This is a genomic window from Trinickia sp. NRRL B-1857 (assembly GCF_050470685.1).
GTDB lineage: Bacteria > Pseudomonadota > Gammaproteobacteria > Burkholderiales > Burkholderiaceae > Trinickia.
Genome location: NZ_JBFLUK010000001.1, coordinates 2,184,511 through 2,202,432 on the forward strand (window position 1 = coordinate 2,184,511; position 17,922 = coordinate 2,202,432).

Consider the following 17,922-nt stretch of genomic DNA (forward strand, 5'->3'; position numbering starts at 1 on the left):
GCTCAGTGGGTTTCGGTGATCTTGTTCAAATGGCGCGGGGCATCGGGATCGCGCCCGCGCGCCGCGGCGAGTTCCGCCGCCATCACATAGAAGGTTTGGATTGCCGCGATCGGGTCGAGCGACACGTGGTGACTCGTGGCGAGCGGCAACTGCGCGTCGGCGACATCGCTCGGCGCGGCAAGCAGCACGCGCGCACCGCGCGCGCGCATGTCGGCGGCGAGCCGGATCAAGCCCGCTTGTTCGGGGCCGCGCGGGGCGAAGACGAGCAGCGGATAGTCGCGGTCGATCAGCTCCATCGGGCCGTGACGCACTTCGGCGCTCGAGAACGCTTCGGCTTGAATGCCCGAGGTCTCCTTTAACTTGAGCGCCGCTTCCTGCGCGATCGCGAGGCCCAGGCCGCGGCCGATCACGATCATCCGTTCGACGCCGCGCAGCGCGTCGACAGCCGGCGACCAATCGAGCGCGGCCGCATCGCGCAGCGTATCGGGCAGCGCGCGCAATGCGTCGAGCAGCATCGAATCGCGCTGCCAGTACGCCACGAGCTGCGCCGAAATCGACAGCATCGCGATATAGCTTTTCGTCGCGGCCACCGAGCGCTCCGGTCCGGCGAGCAGCGGCAGTTGCCATTCGCAGGTGTCGGCAAGCGGCGATTCGGGTGCGTTCACCACGCTTACGGTCAGCGCGCCGGCCTCGCGCAGCACTTTCATCGTGCCGACGAGATCGGGGCTGCGGCCCGATTGCGAAAACGCGATCGCGAGCTCGCCCGCCACGCGCAGCGGTGCCGCTTGCAGCGTCGCGATCGACATCGGCAGCGAGGCCACGGGCAAGCCGATACGGCTCATCGCGAGGCTCGCGAAATAGCTCGCGGCATGATCGGAACTGCCGCGTGCGATCGTCAGCGCGACGTGACGCGGCGCGCTCGCCAGTTGCTCGGCCAGTTGCTCGACGCGAGCGCTGTCGGCGCATTGGGCCGACACGACGGCGCTCGCGGCAAGCGCCTCTTTAAGCATATTCGACAATCTGTTCCCCTTCGACGTAGGTCGCGGCCAGCGTTAGGTCGCGTTCGAACACGACAGCGTCGGCCCATGCGCCGCGCGCGAGACGGCCCCGATCTTCGATGCTCAGATAGTCGGCGGCATAGCGCGACATGCGGTTCGAGACATCGGCGAGCGGCAGCCCGAGCGAGACGAGATTGCGTAGCGCATCGTCCATCGTGAGCGTGCTGCCCGCGAGCGTCCCGTCGGCCAAGCGCACGCCGCCCAGACACTTCGTGACGTGCTGGCTGCCGAGGCGGTACTCGCCGTCGGGCATCCCCGTCGCCGAGGTACTGTCGGTCACGACATAAAGACGCGGAATGGCGCGCATCGCCGCGCGAATCGCGCCGGGATGCACGTGCAACAAATCGGGAATGATCTCGGCGAACTCGGCATGCGCGAGTGCCGCACCGACGAGCCCGGGGTTGCGGTGATGCATCGGCGACATCGCATTGAACAAATGCGTAAAGCCGCATGCACCGTGCTTCATCGCGGCCACCGCGTCGTCGTAAGTGGCGAGCGAATGGCCGAGCTGAACGCGCACGCCGCGCGCAACCATCTCCGAGATGATCTCCATATGCCCCGAGATTTCAGGGGCGAGCGTAACGACGCGGATCGGCGCGACGGAGAGGTACTTCAGCACCTCGTCGAGCACGGCGGACACGGCGGCGTCGGGCTGCGCGCCGAGCTTGCCCGGATTGATATAAGGCCCCTCGAGGTGCACGCCGAGCACGCGCGCGCCGCCCGGCGTGCGATTGCGCGTCACGTCTCCGAGGTTTGAAACGACGGCGAGCAATTCGTCGCGCGGCGCCGTCATCGTCGTGGCGAGCAAGCTCGTCGTTCCATGACGCGCGTGGGTACGCGCGATCGTTTCGATGGCGTTACCGGCCTCCATCACGTCGGCTCCACCGCCGCCGTGAACGTGCAAATCGATGAAGCCGGGCAGGATGTACGGTTCGCCGTTCGTCGACGGATCGACACTCGAGCCTTCGAGCGCCGTGATCCTGCCGTTCTCGAAATGCAGCGTGCCGCGAATCCAACCGTCCGGCGTAAGGATGTTTCCGTTCAGCATGGGATTGCTATCTCAAATAAAGCTCGAGTGCGCGAGCCGTGCGCACTGTCGTTGCGGACTCACGCGCCCACAGCGGTCGTGCTCGAGGAGGGCCATGAAATTGGAGCCCATTATATAACCAGATTAGTACCAGTCAATTTCAACAATCAGTACCGAGCAAGAGACGCCGATCCCTTGTCCGGCAAGGACTTTGCGCGAAATCGCTCTGCCGCGGGCGGCGTTTAGCGGCATCGGGATTTACCCGCACAGCATACCAATCTCACCGAATCGAGGGCGCATCGCAACGATCTCGACGCGTACCGTTCGGGTAGTAGGACCGGTTAGGTACCACCCAGTTTGCGGAGCAAAACTTGTTTGTTGACGACGATCCCATATAGTTCTGACTAATCTAGTCGATACGGTGACGTCCGCATTGATCGAAACCACTTTGCAGCACCGCGCCGAAGCGGTGCGCCATTTCAATCGCTTCTACACGCAGCACATCGGCGTGCTGCATGAGTTTCTACAGAAGAGTCCGTTTTCGTTGACGGAAGTCCGGGTACTGCGCGAGCTGACACTCGGTACCGTTTCCACCGCAACCGAACTCGCGCGCGTACTGGGGCTGGACAGCGGCTATTTGAGCCGTTTGCTTACGAGCTTCGAGCGCCGGCAACTGATTACGCGCCGCCAATCGGAAGCCGACGCACGTCAATCGCTGCTCGAATTGACGCCCGAGGGGCGCGCCGCCTATGCACCGCTCGAAGTCGCCGCTATCGATGAGGTCTGCGGAGTCTTGAAACGACTTTCGGCGGCCGGCCAGGAGCAGTTGATCGCCGCCATGCGCATCATCGAACGGCTGCTCGACCGAATGCCGCGGCGCGCGGCCTTCTCGCTGCGCGCGCCGAGGCTTGGCGATTACGGATGGCTCGTCCATCGGCAATCGCTCCTGTTCGGTGCCGAATACGGCTGCGATCTGGGTTTCGAGGCATTCGCGGCCCAGGAAATGGCGGAGCTTTCTGGACTGCGCGATCGCAGCCGGGCGATGTGCTGGATCGCCGAGCAACAGGACACCGTCGTCGGCGCCGCCTTCGTGACGGCCCTATCCGACCATGCTGCGCGCATGCGGCTGCTCTATGTGGAGCCGGAGTCGCGTGGTTTAGGTATCGGGACGCTGCTCGTGGGGCAGAGCATCGGGTTCGCCCAGCGGGCCGGGTACGAGACGCTGACCTTGACGACGTGCGGCCTGTTGAACGACGGACGCCGCGTGTTCGAGCGGGCGGGGTTCAGTTGCGTCTCGACGGAACCGGAACGGCGCTTCGGCCGCAATCTCGTCGCGCAAACCTGGGAACGCAAGCTTTAGCGGGGCGCAGCGCACCATAAAAAAACGCCACGCGGGAACGTGACGTTTTTCTCGTTCGCGGAGAGAGGCCACATCGACATATCGCCCATGCCGGCAACCTCCCTAGCGCACATCGTTCAGAACGAAGGCACCATCGCGCCCTTGAACTGCGTGGTAATGAACGCGCGAACTTCGGGCGATTGATAAGCGGCCACGAGCTTTTTCACCCACGGCTTGTCCTTATCCTGCGCACGAACGGCGATCAAATTCGCATACGGACTGTGAACGTCTTCGCGTGCGATCGCATCCTTCGTCGGCGAGAGTCCCGCCGCCAGCGCGTAGTTCGTGTTGACCACCGCGGCATCGACATCGCCGAGCGAGCGCGGCAATTGCGCAGCATCCAACTCGAGCAACTTGAACTTCTTCGGATTGTCCGCGACGTCGAGCGTGGTTGCGCTGTTACCGTTCGTGCCGGCGCCGGCCTTGAGCTTCAGCAAGCCTTGCGCTTGCAGCAGCAACAGCGCGCGGTTCTCGTTCGACGGATCGTTCGGAATCGCGATCTTCGCGCCTTGCTGCAAATCCTTTACCGATTTGAGCTTCTTCGAATAAATGCCGATCGGCGAGATGTACGTCAGGCCGGCTGTGACGATCTTGTAGCCGCGCTGCTTCACTTGGCTGTCGAGGTAAGGCTGATGCTGGAAGCTGTTGGCGTCGAGGTCGCCCGCATCGAGCGCCGCATTCGGCTGCACGTAGTCGTTGAACGTCACGATCTTGACGTCGAGTCCTTCGCGCTTCGCCACTTTTTGCACGACGGCCCAGGTTTGTTCGTCGGGACCTGCGATCGTGCCGACCTTGACGACTTGGTCCGCATGAGCGGCCGAACCGGCGAGGAATGCCGCGCCCGCCGCGACCGTCGAGAGGAGCTTAAGAAGCGTTCTGCGTTGCATAAAATCTCGCTTTCTTTATAGGAAAAATAAGAAGACGCCGCCATGGTGTCATAGCCGTCTCGCAAAGTGAAATACGTTGATCGCATATTCATATGCGGATCGGACCATGCGGCGAATTCATTTAGGAGGACGAATCAATACGGCAGGAACGAAAAAGCGACCGAATCGGTCGCTTTTCGTAGGCTCACGCGATAGCCGCCAGGGCGGATCACTCGAGCAGCAATTTCAGGTCGTGAACCCAGGGCTGCGCGCCCTGCCCGTCGCGGGCGAACAAACGGAGTTGTCCCGAGGGATCGAATACGTAACTCGCCGCAGTATGGTTCATCGTGTAGCTGTCCGGCGTCTTGCCCGGCACTTTGGCGTAATAGACACGGAAATCTTTCGCGACCTTCGCCAGTTGCGCGTCGTTCGGCCGCAGGCCGACGAACGAAGGATCGAAGGCGTGCACGTATTGCGAGAGCACCTGCGGCGTATCGCGCTCGGGGTCCACGGTCACGAAGAGCACTTGCACCCGTTTGGCGTCGGGCCCGAGTTGCTGCATGGCCTGCGTGAGCTCCGCCATCGTCGTCGGACAAACGTCCGGGCAATGCGTATAGCCGAAAAACAGCACGACGGCCTTGCCTTTGTAATCGGCGATCGTACGGAGCTTGCCGTCGGTATCGGGCATCGAAAAATCGGTGCCGAATTGCTTGTTCCCCGTCAGGTCCAAGTTTTGGAACGCCGGCGCGCTCTTACCGCAGCCGGCGACTACGAGCGCGGCGCCGACGAGGCATGCCGCGAAAATCGCGCGCGAGGCGCGTATCAGCGAAAGCTTGAACATAAGAGGTCAAAGACCGATCAGACCGCGCGCATAGTGATCGACGAGCAGTGCGGCGAAGAGTAGCGACAAATAGACGATCGAATACCGGAAGGTCTTGCGCGCGAGGGCGTCGGAGTATTCGCGATAGATCTTCCATGCGTACGCGAGGAAGATAGCCCCGAGCAAGACCGCCGAGACGAGATAGACAAGCCCGCTCATTCCGGAGACGAACGGCATCAACGTCACCGCGAACAAGATCACCGTATAGAGCAGGATATGCAAGCGCGTGTACTGCTCGCCGTGCGTATTGGGCAGCATCGGCAGCCCGGCATTTTCGTAATCCTTGCGGCGATAGAGCGCGAGCGCCCAGAAGTGCGGCGGCGTCCAAACGAAAATGATCAAGACGAGGATCCAGGCGTCGCCGGGAACGTGCCCCGTGACAGCCGCCCAACCGAGCGCGGGCGGCATCGCACCCGATGCGCCGCCGATCACGATGTTCTGCGGCGTAGCGGGCTTGAGCAGCAGCGTATAGATGACCGCGTAGCCGATGAAGGTGGCGACCGTCAGCCACATCGTCAACGCGTTCGTGAGCGCATACAGGATCCACATCCCCACGCCGCCGAGCACGGCCGAGAACAGCAGGATCTGCGTCGTCGTGATCTCGCCTCGCGCCGAGGGGCGCCAAGCGGTACGACGCATCATCGCATCGATCTTTTGCTCGACGAGACAGTTGATCGCGAACGCGGCGCCGGCCGTCAGCGCGATACCGACGGTCCCGCCGACGAGCACGGTCCAAGGCACCATGCCCGGTGTCGACAAAAACATGCCGATGACCGCGCAAAAGACGGCGAGTTGCGTCACACGAGGCTTCGTGAGCGCGAGGTATTGAGCGATGCGGGAGCCCGGATGACGGGCGAATGTCGTGCTTTCCATGGGATCACGCAGGTGCGGCCTCGCGCGGCGAAACTGCGGCGCGGCCAAGTCGGCTGGAAGCGGTTCGAAAGTTTAGCACAACGACCAGCAACAGCAGGACCGCCGCACCGCCGTTGTGCGCGACGGCGATCGGCAGCGGCCATTGAAGGACGATGTTCGATAGGCCCGTCGCAAATTGAAGCGCGAGCACGAGCAAGACGCCCGTGGCCGGACGCCGCAGCGATTCGTAGCGGCGCAGTTTGAAAGCGAGGATGGCTAGATAGGCGATGACGACGGCGGCGAACGTGCGATGGGTCCAGTGAATGGCCACCAGCGCGTCTTGCGTAATCGCCTCGCCGTCGCCGGTCATGCCGAGCGCACGCCAGAGATGAAACCCTTGCGCAAAATTCATCGGGGGCACCCATTGACCGTTGCAGGTCGGGAAATCGGTGCAGGCGAGCACCGCATAATTCGTGCTCACCCAGCCGCCCAGCGCCAGCTGCGCGATCAAGAGCACGAGACCTCCCGCCGCCCACATGCGGTACCGCGCGATTTCAGGCTCGAAAACCGGCAACGGCGTAAGCCGCGCGGCAAACCACGCGAGCGAACCGAGCAGCGTCAAGCCGAGCAGCAAATGCGTCGTCACGATCACGGGCTGGAGCTTCATCGTAACGGTCCATGCGCCGAAGACGCCTTGAACCACGATCAAAAGCAGCAGCGATGTGGGCCACCAAGGCGAAACATGCAACGCCCGGCGTTTGATGCGCGCGATCCAGGCGCCGGCCGTCTGGGCGACGATGAGCACGCCGATCGCCATCGCGAAGTACCGATGGATCATCTCGATCCACGCTTTAACCATGCTCACGGGCCCGCTCGGCATCGCCGCGTGCGCGGCGCTAATTTGAGCGTGGGCGAGAAACGGCGACGCGGTGCCGTAACAGCCGGGCCAGTCCGGGCAGCCGAGCCCCGAATCGGTCAAACGCGTAAAGCCGCCGAACATAATCAGATCGAGCGTCAGAAACGTCGTGACCCAGACGAGCTTGCGAAATTTATCGTCGCTGCCCTTGATCCATACGTAGCTCAAAGGAAGCAGCGCGATGCAAAGCCCGGTCGCGGCCAGTTGCAGCAAGAACATCGAGTACCCTCCAATCGATCGGCGGCGTGCGCGTCAGCCGATACTGGACCACTTCAGCAGTCGAGTGATATCGCCCTTGATCTTGCTCGGATCGGGGTTCTTCGGAAACCGCATCATCAAGTTGCCGTTCGGATCGACGAGATAAATGTGATCCAGATCGGTCGCACCCGGCTGCGCCGGCAACCAAGCCGACAATGCGGCCGGATCGGCCACGAACTTGGCGGTATCCGGATAGGCATGCGCGATGGCGTCGGGCACGGCGCCGGCGTCGGTGCGCAGCCAAACGGTGAGCATACGCTCGCGCTCGCCACCTTGCGCCGCGCGAATCTGCCGCATGAAGTAGAGCTTCGTTGCGCACGCTTGATCGCAAGCGCTGCGATCGACGCTGATCATAAGCCAGCGCCCTCTGAGCGACGCGAGCGGCATCGTCTTACCCGCCTCGTCCTTCACGATCAACGCGGCGGAAATCGGGCGCTGCGGCTCGATCAACGTGCCGTAGTTCGTCGATCCGCCCTTCGGCTTGATGACGTAGTACGTGAGATACGACGCGATGATCGGTGCGGCGCACACGAGCGCGATCAGCAGCACCATCCATCGGCCGCTCAGCCATGAGCCACGCTTGGACGACGGGGCCGCGCGTTGGCCGGCGGTGCGCTTCTTATCCTCGCGGGAACGTTCAGATGACATCGACAAGCGTCACTCCCTCTCAATTGCCTTTTTTCGCGGCACGCCTGGCCGCGTACAAGCCGAAGCCCAAAGCCGCGGCCGCCATGCCCCACCACTGGAGCATGTATCCGTAATTCGTCTCGACGCCCATCGCGGGCACCGGCCAGTCGCGCACTAGCGTATCGCCGTCGTCGCTCGTTTGTTCGATCACGAAAGGTTGGAGCGAAAGACCCGTTTCATGGCCGAAAGCGCCGACATCCAGGTTCTGCCGGATCTGTTGATGCGCAGCCGATCCGCCTTCGCCGAGTTCGAATGCACGCGACGCGTTCGCGCGCGCGATGCCTTCGATCGCAACCTCGCCCGACGGCGTACGGTACGGCGCCATCGTCGTGCGCACGTCGGCGTTGCGCGGCAGCCAGCCTCGGTTCACGAGCACATAGCCGCCGCCCGACATCGCGAACGGCATCACGACATAAAAGCCCGGTTGGTCGCGATACGGGCGATTGTCGAGATACACGACATGCTCGGGCATGAAGTGGCCCACCGCCCGCACGCGGTGATATTCGATCGAAGCGAGCGCAATCGGCTGCACGCCGATGGGCTGCGCCGGGGCATGTTCGTAGCGATCGATCTGAGCCTGCAACGCTTCTTTTTGATGCGCGCGATCGCGCTGCCAAAATCCGAGCCGGATCGTCACGGCCATGACGAGCAAAATCAGCAACGCGGGAACGAGACGAATTTTCATATTAGACGAGCCGCTCATCGGAAATCATCGGCCGCCCCTCGACATTGACGCGCGCGATCCGGCCCTCGACGGCCGCATGCACGTCCGACGCCGGTGCGATAATTGCATCGGTTGCTTTTTCTCGATTCCGAACATCGGTTGGTTCCATGCACATTTTCGTTGCCGTCGCTTTCATCCTCATCATCGCCAGTATGGTCTCGGCCCTTTATTTCATGATGAACGACCGGGGCAAGACCAAGCGGATGGTCTGGTCGCTCGCGACACGCGTCGGGCTGTCGATTTCCCTTTTCCTGTTCCTGTGGCTCGCCCACTGGCTCGGCTGGATCGATTACAGCCACGTGCCGCTCGGCCGCTAAACGGCCCTCATCCACCTTCTTGGCTGCGGCACATTGCCGCAGCAACCCCACCTAAAACGACAAACGCCGCCTCGATCGAGTCGCAGGCGGCGCGCGAGTACTGCATCCCGGTCGCGATCGCGCATGCGCGCGATGCACCAAGGCCCGTCCGCCCAGGCGAACGGGCCTGCTGCTGCATTACAGCCAGTAGACGACGACGTACAGACCCAGCCACACGACGTCGACGAAGTGCCAGTACCAAGCGGCGCCTTCGAATGCGAAGTGGTGTTCGGCGGTGAAGTGCCCGCGGATGAGCCGTACGAGAACGACCGTCAGCATCGTGCCGCCGAGGAACACGTGGAAACCGTGGAAGCCCGTCAGCAAGAAGAACGTCGAACCATAGACGCCCGAAGCCAGCGTGAGGTTCAACTCGTTATACGCGTGGAAATACTCGAACGCCTGCATGAACAAGAAGACGAGGCCGAGGAGAACCGTCGCGGCGAGCCAAGCGATGGCCTTCTTGCGATGGTCGTCGCGCAGGGCGTGGTGCGAGACCGTGAGCGTCGCGCCCGAGCTGAGCAGCAGCGCCGTGTTGATCGTCGGCACGGGCCACGGCACCATCCGCTTGAAGTGGCCGGCCAGCGCCGCGGGACCCTCGTTCGGCCACACCGCCGTGAAATCCGGCCAAATCAGCTTGTAGTCGAGGCTACCGAGTTCGTGCAGCGCGATCATGCGCGCGTAAAAGAGCGCACCGAAGAACGCGCCGAAGAACATGACTTCGGAGAAGATGAACCAGCTCATGCTCCAGCGATACGAGCGGTCGACGCGCTTGCCGTACATCCCGGTCTCGGATTCGCCGATGGCATCGCCGAACCAGTGCCACAGCACGAAGAGCAGCCACAGCAGGCCCGCGAACATCGTATACGGAGCCCAGGGCGTATCGTTGAGCCACAGGCCCAACGATCCGAGCATCACGAACACGCCAATAGATGCCGTGACTGGGTGCCGAGACGGATTCGGCACGAAGTAATACGGGCTCTCGTTTTGACCGCTCATTGTTGATTCTCCACTTCAGTCCAATTGTTTCGCTATTCGTCGGCGCGTCATGACCGCGCCGCTTCGCTTTTAAGTTGCTTCGCCGGGGCGATCGCTCAGCTCGTCACCATGTGCACCACGGCCACCAACACCGCGATGAACACGGCCGCCGCAATGATGGCCGCCGCAATCAGATGCAGCGGATTGAGCTGCGTATCGGCTTCATGGTCGGCTCGCCGGCGCACGCCGAAAAACGACCAGAGGACCGCCTTCATCGTCCTGGCAAAACTGCTCTTGCCGTTGGAAGTCATCGCGCTTGTCTCCAATCCTCACTCCGCTCTCTCGTCCGTCATGCGCCTTCGGCCGGCGCCGCTTCTTGCGCCGTCTTCCCCGCGCTACCCGTCCCGCTCGCCTGCACGCCCAACTCGAAGAACGTGTACGACAGCGTGATCGTCTTTACGTCGCGCGGCAGCTTCGGATCGACGAAGAAGACCACCGACATCTCGCGCGTCTCATGGGGCGCGAGCGTTTGCTGCTTGAAACAGAAGCATTCGATCTTCTCGAAGTACTGTCCGGCAACGGCCGGCGCGTAACTCGGGATCGCCTGGGCCTGCACCGTGCGGTTTTGGCCGTTCGTCACGCGGTACTTCACGACCGTCACGGCGCCCGGATGCACATCGAACGCGTTTTGCTCCGGCGTGAACGACAGCGCGCCGCGCGCGTTCGCGTCGAACTCCACCGAAACCGTACGGCTCATGTCGACCTGCGTATTTTTCGCACCGGCCGCCGTCACGTCGCGCTTCACGAGGCTGTTCGCCCCCGTGATATTGCAGATCGCGCGGTACAGCGGCACGAGCGCAAAACCGAAGCCGAACATCACCGCCGCCATCACGACGAGCTTGATCAGCATCGAACGGTTCAGCGTCCAATCGCTGCCGCGCGGAGTGGGCGTCGACATCTTTTCCTCGCTATGCGCCGAGCGCACGGCTCAATGCGACAACCACTGCCGCAGAACGGCACTCACAAAGAAGACGGCGACAACCGCAAGCAGAATCATCGCGAGCCGCAGATTGCCTGCGCGCATGCGCTCAGGCGTTCGTCTTTTTTGTGGGTGGTTCATCGTCAATTTCGTTACTGAGGCGAGGACGGCGCACCGCCCTCGCCTTGCTTTCGCGGCCAAGGCCGCCGGCTCGCAACGAGCCGGCAACCATCGGCCGATCGGATTACTCGACCGTCGGCGGGTTTTCGAACGTATGGAACGGAGCCGGGCTCGGAACCGTCCACTCGAGGCCCGTCGCGCCGTCCCACGGCTTGTCGGAAGCCTTCTCGAGTTCGCCGGCGCCGCGGTAAGCAGGCAGCACGACAGCGAACAGGAAGTAGACCTGCGCCAGACCGAAGCCGAACGCGCCGATCGATATCACTTGGTTCCAATCCGTGAACTGTGCCGGGTAGTCGGCATAGCGACGCGGCATGCCGGCCAGGCCGACGAAGTGCATCGGGAAGAACGTCAGGTTGAAGAAGATCATCGACGCCCAGAAGTGGATCTTGCCGCGCGTCTCGTTGTACATCCAACCCGTCCACTTCGGCGACCAGTAGTACCAGCCCGCGAAGAGCGCAAACAGCGACCCCGCGACGAGCACGTAGTGGAAGTGGGCCACGACGAAGTACGTACCGTGGTATTGGATGTCGAGCGGCGCCATCGCCAGCATCAGACCCGTGAAGCCGCCCATCGTGAACACGAACAGGAAGCCGATCGCGAACAGCATAGGCGATTCGAACGACAGCGAACCGCGCCACATGGTCGCGAGCCAGTTAAACACCTTCACGCCCGTCGGCACGGCGATCAGCATCGTCGCGTACATGAAGAACAGCTGCCCCGTCACCGGCATGCCCGTCACGAACATGTGGTGGGCCCAGACCATGAACGAGAGAATCGCGATCGACGCCGTGGCGTACACCATCGAGCTATAGCCGAACAGCGCCTTGCGCGAGAACGCCGGGATCACCTGCGACACGATCCCGAACGCCGGCAAGATCATGATGTAGACCTCGGGGTGCCCGAAGAACCAGAAGATGTGCTGGTACATCACCGGGTCGCCGCCGCCGGCCGCGTTGAAGAACGACGTGCCGAAGTGGCGGTCGAACAGCACCATCGTAATGGCGCCCGCGAGCACCGGCATCACCGCGATCAAGAGGTAAGCCGTGATGAGCCACGTCCAGACGAACATCGGCATCTTCATGAGCGTCATGCCCGGCGCGCGCATGTTCAGGATCGTCACGATGATGTTGATCGAGCCCATGATCGACGACGCGCCCATGATGTGGACCGCGAAAATCGCGAAGTCCATGCCCGGGCCCATCTGCGTCGACAGCGGTGCGTACAGCGTCCAGCCGGCGGCCGTCGCGCCGCCCGGCGCGAAGAACGAACCGACGAGCAGCGCGGCCGCGACCGGCAGCAGCCAGAAGCTGAAGTTGTTCATCCGCGCGAACGCCATGTCGGCCGCGCCGATTTGCAGCGGAATCATCCAGTTGGCGAAGCCGACGAACGCCGGCATGATCGCGCCGAACACCATGATGAGACCGTGCATCGTGGTGAGCTGGTTGAAGAACTCGGGACGCATGATCTGCAAGCCCGGCTCGAACAGCTCGGCGCGAATCATCAACGCCGCGACGCCGCCCACGAGGAACATCGTGAACGAGAACAACAGGTACATCGTCCCGATGTCCTTGTGATTGGTGGCGAACAGCCACCGCCGCCATCCGTGCGGCGTGGCGTGCGCATGGTCGTCGTGACCATGGCCCGCGGCTACATCGTGTCCGATGCTAGACATGAGAATCTCCTAGTGCAATTAGTGCGGCGACACGTCAAGCCGCTTGAGCGGTGCGGGCAGCGACCGCTTCCGGCTGTCCCTTAGCCATCCGGCTGGCCGTCACGGCGCCCTTCGCGCCGGTCGATGCCGTCGGTCCGCTCGCTGCCTGCGCGCCGCTCGCCGCGGGCGCGCCGCTGGCACCGGCCGGCGCGGCAGCCGCGCCCGAGAGGTGATCGCCGCCTTCGGGCATCTTGCCGTTACGGGCATCCGCCACCTGACGCGGTTGCAGGATGTCGCCCGTGTGGTTACCCCACGAATTGCGTTCGAACGTGATCACCGAGGCGATCTCGACGTCGTTCAGCGTCTTGCCCCAATTCGGCATCGCATTCTTGCCGTTCAGCACGATGCTGACGTGACCCGCGATCGGACCGTTGGCGATCTTGCTGCCGTCCAGCGCCGGGAATGCGCCCGCACCCTTGCCCGTGGGCTGGTGGCAGACCGCGCAATTGGACTTATAGACTTCGCCGCCGCGCTGCATGAGCTCGGCCATCGTGTAGGTACGATTCGGATCGTCGTTCGCGCCGGCCATCTTCTTCTTTTGGTCGTCGACCCACTTGGCGTAGTCGTCGTCCGAGAGCACCGTCACGACCACCGGCATGAACGCGTGTTCCTTGCCGCACAGTTCGGTACAGAAGCCGCGGTACGTACCGACCTTCTCGGCCTTGAACCAGGTATCGCGCACGAAGCCGGGAATCGCATCTTGCTTGACGCCGAACGCGGGCACGTACCAGGAGTGGACGACGTCGTTGGCCGTCGTGATGATGCGGATCTTCTTGTTTACCGGCACGACGAGCGCGTTATCGACTTCTTGCAAGTACGTATCGCTGATCGGCGCCTGACCGTTCACTTCGGAGCGCGGCGTGGTGAGCGTGGAGAAGAAGTTGATGCCTTCGCCCGGGCCCTTGATGTAGTCGTAGCCCCACTTCCACTGATAGCCGGTGACCTTGATCGTCAGATCGGCATTGCTCGTGTCCTTCATCGCGACGACGGTCTTCGTGGCGGGCAGCGCCATCAATACGACGATGATGAACGGCACGATGGTCCAGATGATTTCGACCGTGGTGCTTTCATGGAAATTCGCGGCCTTGTGTCCCTTCGACTTGCGATGCATGAAGATCGAATAGAACATCACGCCGAAGACGCCGATGAAGATCACCGTGCACAGCAGCAACATCATCATGTGCAGGTGATAGAGCTCTTCAGCGATTTTCGTCACGGGCGGCTGGAAATTGATCTCGTTGACGGCGGGGCCGCCCGGACTATCGCCGACTGCCAAGGCGGCATGCGCGCTGAGCAGCCCGCAAGACGCCAGCACGCCCATGAGGGCTCGCTTGATTGTTTTCATAGCTTCCTTACCCAAAATTTCCATTCAAACCCTCACCCCGCTCGACGTTCGGCTCGAGTCACCTCAACCGCATCGCGTCAGCGCCGCACGCAACTCGCTTGCGAACGACGCGCGCCGATATTGCGCGAGATGCACGCCGACCACGACCGCTTGCCCGCGCGACACGACCTTGATCGGATCGCGCGGCGATACACCGCGCTCGATCCGCACCCAACGCGGATTGAATTCGTACTGCGTCAACCGCTGCCCGCTCATCTGCTCGATCACGAGACGGTTCGGATAGAGCCGGATCCGCTCGTAGTCGACCGCATGGCGCGCATGAACCACAAACGCGGCGCCGACCGCCAGCAACTCGATGCCCGTGAACGGCAGCACAGGCCATGCACCGCACACGACCAGCAACAGCGCAATCGCCACCGAAAACAACGCCAACGACGCATAGAACCAAACGAACTGCCGCGGCGAAACCGCACAATTGCGCTTCATCAGCCAGTCTCGAAGGACCGGCTCCGCATCCGTCAGCAGGGTTGTCGCTCCCATCGCCGCCTCCCGCGCATGCCGTCAAACACACCGCGCTATTCGGGGCCTGCCACGCCGGATGTGGGGAACTCCGGGCGACAAACTGACGCATTATAGGCGCGTTCAATGGCATCCACAAGCAAACGACTATCGGGCTGCAAGCCAAGCGCGACAAGCCTTTGCGCGGTTTCGGCTACTTTTTTTGCGCGCCGTCCCGCCCCGTGATTTCGACCATAACGGATCACAACTTTACGATCCGCGACAAAGCGTCGCAGCCTGCTATTTTTGGCACCGCACCGGCGCGACGCTTACGTTGGCCGCCGCCGCCCGATGTCTTGCACCCGCACGATCGCGTGTCCGTCCGCCGTTTGGCGCGGCACGGCTTTCCACGCATGGCCGTAGATCACCTCGAACGTAAGCGCGATCGTGCCGTCCGCACGGCGGCGCGCCTCCAACGCCTCGAGCAGCGCCGCATGCAAGCGCCGGGCGCGCATCGGGCCGGCCGTGTCGCGCGCGTGCGGATAGGCGCCCCAGCGGCGCACGTCGGCGAGCAGCGACTGCGGCGACTTGTAGGTAATCGTCAGCGTCTCTTGATCCATCACGGGTATCTCGAACCCGCTCTCGACGAGCATGTCGCCCAAATCGTGCATATCGACGAAGTCGATCACGTGCGCGCGGCCGGGCAAACCATGCGCGGCTTCAATTTCCGCATAGGCGCCGCGCAGCTCGCGCAGGGTATCGGGGCCCAGTGTGCTGAACATGAGCAGACCGTTCGGCTCAAGCACGCGCTGCCACTCGGGCAACACGAGGTCAGGACGCGAATGCCAATGCAGCGCCAAGTTGGACCAAATGAAATCGAATGCGCCGGGCGCAAACGGCAACGCCGCGAAATCCGCCTGGGCGAGGCGCGGGCCGCGCACGCCGAGCGAACGCTGGAGCGCGGCCGGCAACAAGCGACGCCAGCCGGCATCCGCGCCCGCTTGCGGCAGCGCACCCGCGAGCATCGAATACGAAAGATCGACGCCGACGAGCGGCGCCTCGGGAAAGCGCTCGCGCAGCGCGGGCAAATCGTCGCCCAAGCCGCAACCCGCATCGAGCATGCGCGTCGGGCGCACCTTGATATAGTCGAGCCGCTCGCGCATGCGTTGCGCGATCTCGCGCGCAAGGAACGCCACGTCGCCGAACGTTGCTGCGCGGCGATCGAAGATCCGCCGCACAAGTCGGGAATCGTAGGCCGGACGGCCAGACTTTGCGGGTGTGAGAGACATGACGGTCAAACGTGCGAGGAGCCCGAAGTATACTCGCTCGCTTCGATCCGTCCAGCGAGGAAGGCGCTCATGGCGATTGCACCCAGCCCGCTCTCAGGAAATGCCGGCGGCGCAAACGGCGACGGCCCGACCCGCCTATGCCCGGCGCTTATATGGCTCGCCGGGCGCCTTGCCGGTGCACTGCTACCCCGCGCGTGCCTGCTCTGCGGCTTTTCATGCGGCACAATGTCGCAAGGTCCGATTTGCCGCATCTGCGACGCGGCGTATTGGAACGAAGCACGTTCGCGCTGTCTAGCGTGTGCGCTGCCCTTGCCCGGGTTGCGCGCACGGCGTGCCGGCGCCGCCCGATTTCGCTGCGCCGCCTGCGTCCGCACGCCGCCGCCGTTCGACGCAACGCTCGCGCTGGCCGATTACCGTCCGCCGCTGGAACGGCTCGCGCTGGGTCTGAAGTTTCGCGCTCGCCTCGCCGTGGCTCAGGAGTTCGGGCGCCGCTTGGCGAGGCTGGCCGGCGATCATGGCAGCGACGCGGACTTGCCCGACGTCATTGTGCCGATGCCCCTGGCTCACGCGCGGCTCGTCGCTCGTGGGTACAACCAGGCCTGGGAGATCGCGCGTCCGCTCGCGCGTACCCTTGGCGTCGCGGCCGAGGCGGCGCTCTTGCGGCGCACCTCGGATACCGCGCCGCAATCGCGGCTCGATCGCGACGCGCGCCGGCGCAACGTTGCAACGGCCTTTCGCGTCACGCGGGCGGTTAGCGGGCTGCACGTCGGTCTCGTCGACGACGTCATGACCTCCGGCGCCACGCTAGAGGCCGCTGCACGCCTATTGAAAACGGCGGGTGCGCGCCGCGTGACCAATTTCGTCGCGCTGCGCACCCCACAAGATTGACCTCAGTACCACCGAAGCTATGTTCAACGTCGTTCTCGTCGAACCCGAAATTCCGCCGAACACCGGCAACGTCATTCGCCTTTGCGCCAACACCGGCGCGCGGCTTCATCTCGTGGAGCCGCTCGGTTTTCCTCTCGACGACGCGAAGATGCGCCGCGCGGGCCTCGACTATCACGAGTATGCGCAAATGCGCGTTCACGCGAATTGGGACGCGCTCGTCGCGAGCGAGGCGCCCGATCCCGCTCGGATGTTCGCCTTCACGACGCGCGGCTCGAGCCGTTTCCACGACTCGAGCTTCCGAAGCGGCGACTGGTTTATTTTCGGCGCCGAGACGCGCGGCCTGCCCGCGGCGCTACTCGAACGGTTCCCGGCGGAGCAGCGCGTGCGGCTGCCGATGCGCCCGGGCAACCGCAGCATGAATTTGTCGAATACGGTCGCAATCGTCGTATTCGAGGCGTGGCGTCAGATGGGATTCGAAGGCGGCGCCTGACAGGCCACTCGATCGAGTTCGTGCTCGTACAAACGCAGCATCGGCTCACCGAAGCAGGCGAATACGACTTGGGTCAAGCTCGACGACGCCGGTAGCGCATCGACGACCGTTCGTACGGCAATGCGCACCGCTTGCTCGGCGGGAAAGCGATAGATACCGCAGCTAATGGCAGGAAAGGCGATGCTCGTACATCGGGCTTCATGCGCGAGCGCAAGCGAGCGGCGGTAACACGACGCCAACTGCTCGGCCTCGCCGCGATCGCCGCCGTGCCAGACGGGGCCCACCGCGTGAATGACGAATTTCGCCGGCAACCGGTAGCCGCCCGTGCGTTTCGCGTCGCCCGTGGCGCAACCGCCGAGGGTCTCGCACTCGCGCAGCAACTCTGGCCCCGCCGCGCGATGAATCGCCCCGTCGACACCGCCGCCGCCGAGCAGCGAGCTATTCGCCGCATTGACGATGGCATCGACGGCGAGCGTCGTGATATCGGTCTCGCATGCCTCCAATCGGCATCCGCCCAGCATGGTCATGGCAACCTCTCCTTGCC

General features: G+C 63.3%; 22 protein-coding genes. 4 read left to right on the plus strand and 18 right to left on the minus strand.

The features are described from left to right. Nucleotides 1-2: 2 nt before the first annotated feature. Together AB1286_RS09655 and nagA are read right to left on the minus strand one after the other, a co-directional pair. Nucleotides 3-1,019, minus strand: a complete 1,017-nt coding sequence (locus AB1286_RS09655) for an SIS domain-containing protein (protein ID WP_430363069.1) — start codon at nucleotides 1,017-1,019, stop codon at nucleotides 3-5. Continuing rightward, nucleotides 1,003-2,106, minus strand: a complete 1,104-nt coding sequence (gene nagA, locus AB1286_RS09660) for an N-acetylglucosamine-6-phosphate deacetylase (RefSeq protein ID WP_430363070.1) — start codon at nucleotides 2,104-2,106, stop codon at nucleotides 1,003-1,005. The genes AB1286_RS09655 and nagA overlap by 17 nt, the downstream gene beginning before the upstream one ends. 412 nt (nucleotides 2,107-2,518) lie before the next feature. On the opposite strand from nagA, the gene AB1286_RS09665 reads away from it, so the two are divergent. After that, nucleotides 2,519-3,445 carry a GNAT family N-acetyltransferase gene (locus AB1286_RS09665; protein ID WP_430363071.1) on the plus strand — a complete coding sequence of 309 codons (927 nt, stop codon included), beginning with the start codon at nucleotides 2,519-2,521 and terminating at the stop codon, nucleotides 3,443-3,445. Nucleotides 3,446-3,561: 116 nt separating this feature from the next. Here the strand turns inward: AB1286_RS09665 and AB1286_RS09670 are convergent, their stop codons facing one another. From AB1286_RS09670 to AB1286_RS09700, 7 genes are all read right to left on the minus strand, one after another. Next, on the minus strand, nucleotides 3,562-4,371 hold the full coding sequence (locus AB1286_RS09670; RefSeq protein WP_430363072.1) for a MetQ/NlpA family ABC transporter substrate-binding protein: 810 nt from the start codon (nucleotides 4,369-4,371) through the stop codon (nucleotides 3,562-3,564). Nucleotides 4,372-4,579: 208 nt separating this feature from the next. After that, complete coding sequence (locus AB1286_RS09675; RefSeq protein ID WP_430363073.1) at nucleotides 4,580-5,191, minus strand: SCO family protein; 612 nt, start codon at nucleotides 5,189-5,191, stop codon at nucleotides 4,580-4,582. Between the two features lie 6 nt (nucleotides 5,192-5,197). After that, a complete protein-coding gene (cyoE, locus tag AB1286_RS09680) occupies nucleotides 5,198-6,103 on the minus strand; it encodes a heme o synthase (RefSeq protein ID WP_430363074.1) in 906 nt (301 codons plus the stop codon). Nucleotides 6,104-6,107: 4 nt separating this feature from the next. After that, the gene (locus AB1286_RS09685; RefSeq protein WP_430363075.1) at nucleotides 6,108-7,217 is read right to left on the minus strand and encodes a COX15/CtaA family protein; all 1,110 of its coding nucleotides are present in this window, start codon (nucleotides 7,215-7,217) and stop codon (nucleotides 6,108-6,110) included. A 33-nt stretch (nucleotides 7,218-7,250) separates the two neighbouring features. After that, nucleotides 7,251-7,808 carry an SCO family protein gene (locus AB1286_RS09690; RefSeq protein ID WP_430365028.1) on the minus strand — a complete coding sequence of 186 codons (558 nt, stop codon included), beginning with the start codon at nucleotides 7,806-7,808 and terminating at the stop codon, nucleotides 7,251-7,253. A 115-nt stretch (nucleotides 7,809-7,923) separates the two neighbouring features. Further along, entirely contained in the window at nucleotides 7,924-8,628 is a 705-nt protein-coding gene (locus tag AB1286_RS09695) for an SURF1 family protein (protein ID WP_430363076.1), read from the minus strand. 1 nt (nucleotide 8,629) lies between these two features. After that, on the minus strand, nucleotides 8,630-8,776 hold the full coding sequence (locus AB1286_RS09700) for a hypothetical protein (RefSeq protein WP_430363077.1): 147 nt from the start codon (nucleotides 8,774-8,776) through the stop codon (nucleotides 8,630-8,632). Between AB1286_RS09700 and AB1286_RS09705 the strand changes: the two genes are divergently transcribed. After that, nucleotides 8,775-8,984 carry a twin transmembrane helix small protein gene (locus AB1286_RS09705; protein WP_430363078.1) on the plus strand — a complete coding sequence of 70 codons (210 nt, stop codon included), beginning with the start codon at nucleotides 8,775-8,777 and terminating at the stop codon, nucleotides 8,982-8,984. The genes AB1286_RS09700 and AB1286_RS09705 overlap by 2 nt on opposite strands. Nucleotides 8,985-9,161: 177 nt before the next feature. Here AB1286_RS09705 and AB1286_RS09710 read toward each other — a convergent pair whose 3' ends face one another. The 8 genes from AB1286_RS09710 to AB1286_RS09745 all read right to left on the minus strand — a co-directional run bounded on the left by AB1286_RS09710 (nucleotide 9,162) and on the right by AB1286_RS09745 (nucleotide 16,000). Then, a complete protein-coding gene (locus AB1286_RS09710) occupies nucleotides 9,162-10,019 on the minus strand; it encodes a cytochrome c oxidase subunit 3 (RefSeq protein WP_430363079.1) in 858 nt (285 codons plus the stop codon). A 95-nt stretch (nucleotides 10,020-10,114) separates the two neighbouring features. Further along, complete coding sequence (locus AB1286_RS09715) at nucleotides 10,115-10,309, minus strand: DUF2970 domain-containing protein (protein WP_430363080.1); 195 nt, start codon at nucleotides 10,307-10,309, stop codon at nucleotides 10,115-10,117. A 38-nt stretch (nucleotides 10,310-10,347) separates the two neighbouring features. Then, entirely contained in the window at nucleotides 10,348-10,956 is a 609-nt protein-coding gene (locus tag AB1286_RS09720; protein ID WP_430363081.1) for a cytochrome c oxidase assembly protein, read from the minus strand. Nucleotides 10,957-10,986: 30 nt separating this feature from the next. Next, on the minus strand, nucleotides 10,987-11,118 hold the full coding sequence (locus AB1286_RS09725) for a cytochrome oxidase small assembly protein (RefSeq protein ID WP_430363082.1): 132 nt from the start codon (nucleotides 11,116-11,118) through the stop codon (nucleotides 10,987-10,989). A 103-nt stretch (nucleotides 11,119-11,221) separates the two neighbouring features. After that, on the minus strand, nucleotides 11,222-12,829 hold the full coding sequence (gene ctaD / locus AB1286_RS09730) for a cytochrome c oxidase subunit I (protein ID WP_430363083.1): 1,608 nt from the start codon (nucleotides 12,827-12,829) through the stop codon (nucleotides 11,222-11,224). Nucleotides 12,830-12,863: 34 nt separating this feature from the next. After that, entirely contained in the window at nucleotides 12,864-14,237 is a 1,374-nt protein-coding gene (gene coxB, locus AB1286_RS09735; RefSeq protein ID WP_430363084.1) for a cytochrome c oxidase subunit II, read from the minus strand. Between the two features lie 39 nt (nucleotides 14,238-14,276). Beyond that, nucleotides 14,277-14,753 carry a DUF2244 domain-containing protein gene (locus AB1286_RS09740; RefSeq protein WP_430363085.1) on the minus strand — a complete coding sequence of 159 codons (477 nt, stop codon included), beginning with the start codon at nucleotides 14,751-14,753 and terminating at the stop codon, nucleotides 14,277-14,279. 287 nt (nucleotides 14,754-15,040) lie between these two features. After that, nucleotides 15,041-16,000: a methyltransferase domain-containing protein gene (locus AB1286_RS09745; RefSeq protein ID WP_430363086.1), complete on the minus strand. Its 960-nt coding sequence runs from the start codon at nucleotides 15,998-16,000 to the stop codon at nucleotides 15,041-15,043. A 225-nt stretch (nucleotides 16,001-16,225) separates the two neighbouring features. On the opposite strand from AB1286_RS09745, the gene AB1286_RS09750 reads away from it, so the two are divergent. Both AB1286_RS09750 and trmL read left to right on the plus strand, forming a co-directional pair. Then, nucleotides 16,226-16,888, plus strand: coding sequence for a ComF family protein (locus tag AB1286_RS09750; protein ID WP_430365029.1), 663 nt, complete (start codon nucleotides 16,226-16,228; stop codon nucleotides 16,886-16,888). A gap of 19 nt (nucleotides 16,889-16,907) precedes the next feature. Continuing rightward, nucleotides 16,908-17,378 (plus strand): tRNA (uridine(34)/cytosine(34)/5-carboxymethylaminomethyluridine(34)-2'-O)-methyltransferase TrmL, encoded by a 471-nt coding sequence (trmL, locus tag AB1286_RS09755; protein ID WP_430363087.1) that lies wholly within the window; start codon nucleotides 16,908-16,910, stop codon nucleotides 17,376-17,378. On the opposite strand, the gene AB1286_RS09760 is transcribed toward trmL, so the two are convergent. Beyond that, the gene (locus tag AB1286_RS09760) at nucleotides 17,351-17,905 is read right to left on the minus strand and encodes an O-acetyl-ADP-ribose deacetylase (RefSeq protein WP_430363088.1); all 555 of its coding nucleotides are present in this window, start codon (nucleotides 17,903-17,905) and stop codon (nucleotides 17,351-17,353) included. The two genes, trmL and AB1286_RS09760, sit on opposite strands and share 28 nt — an antisense overlap. Nucleotides 17,906-17,922 lie beyond the last annotated feature (17 nt).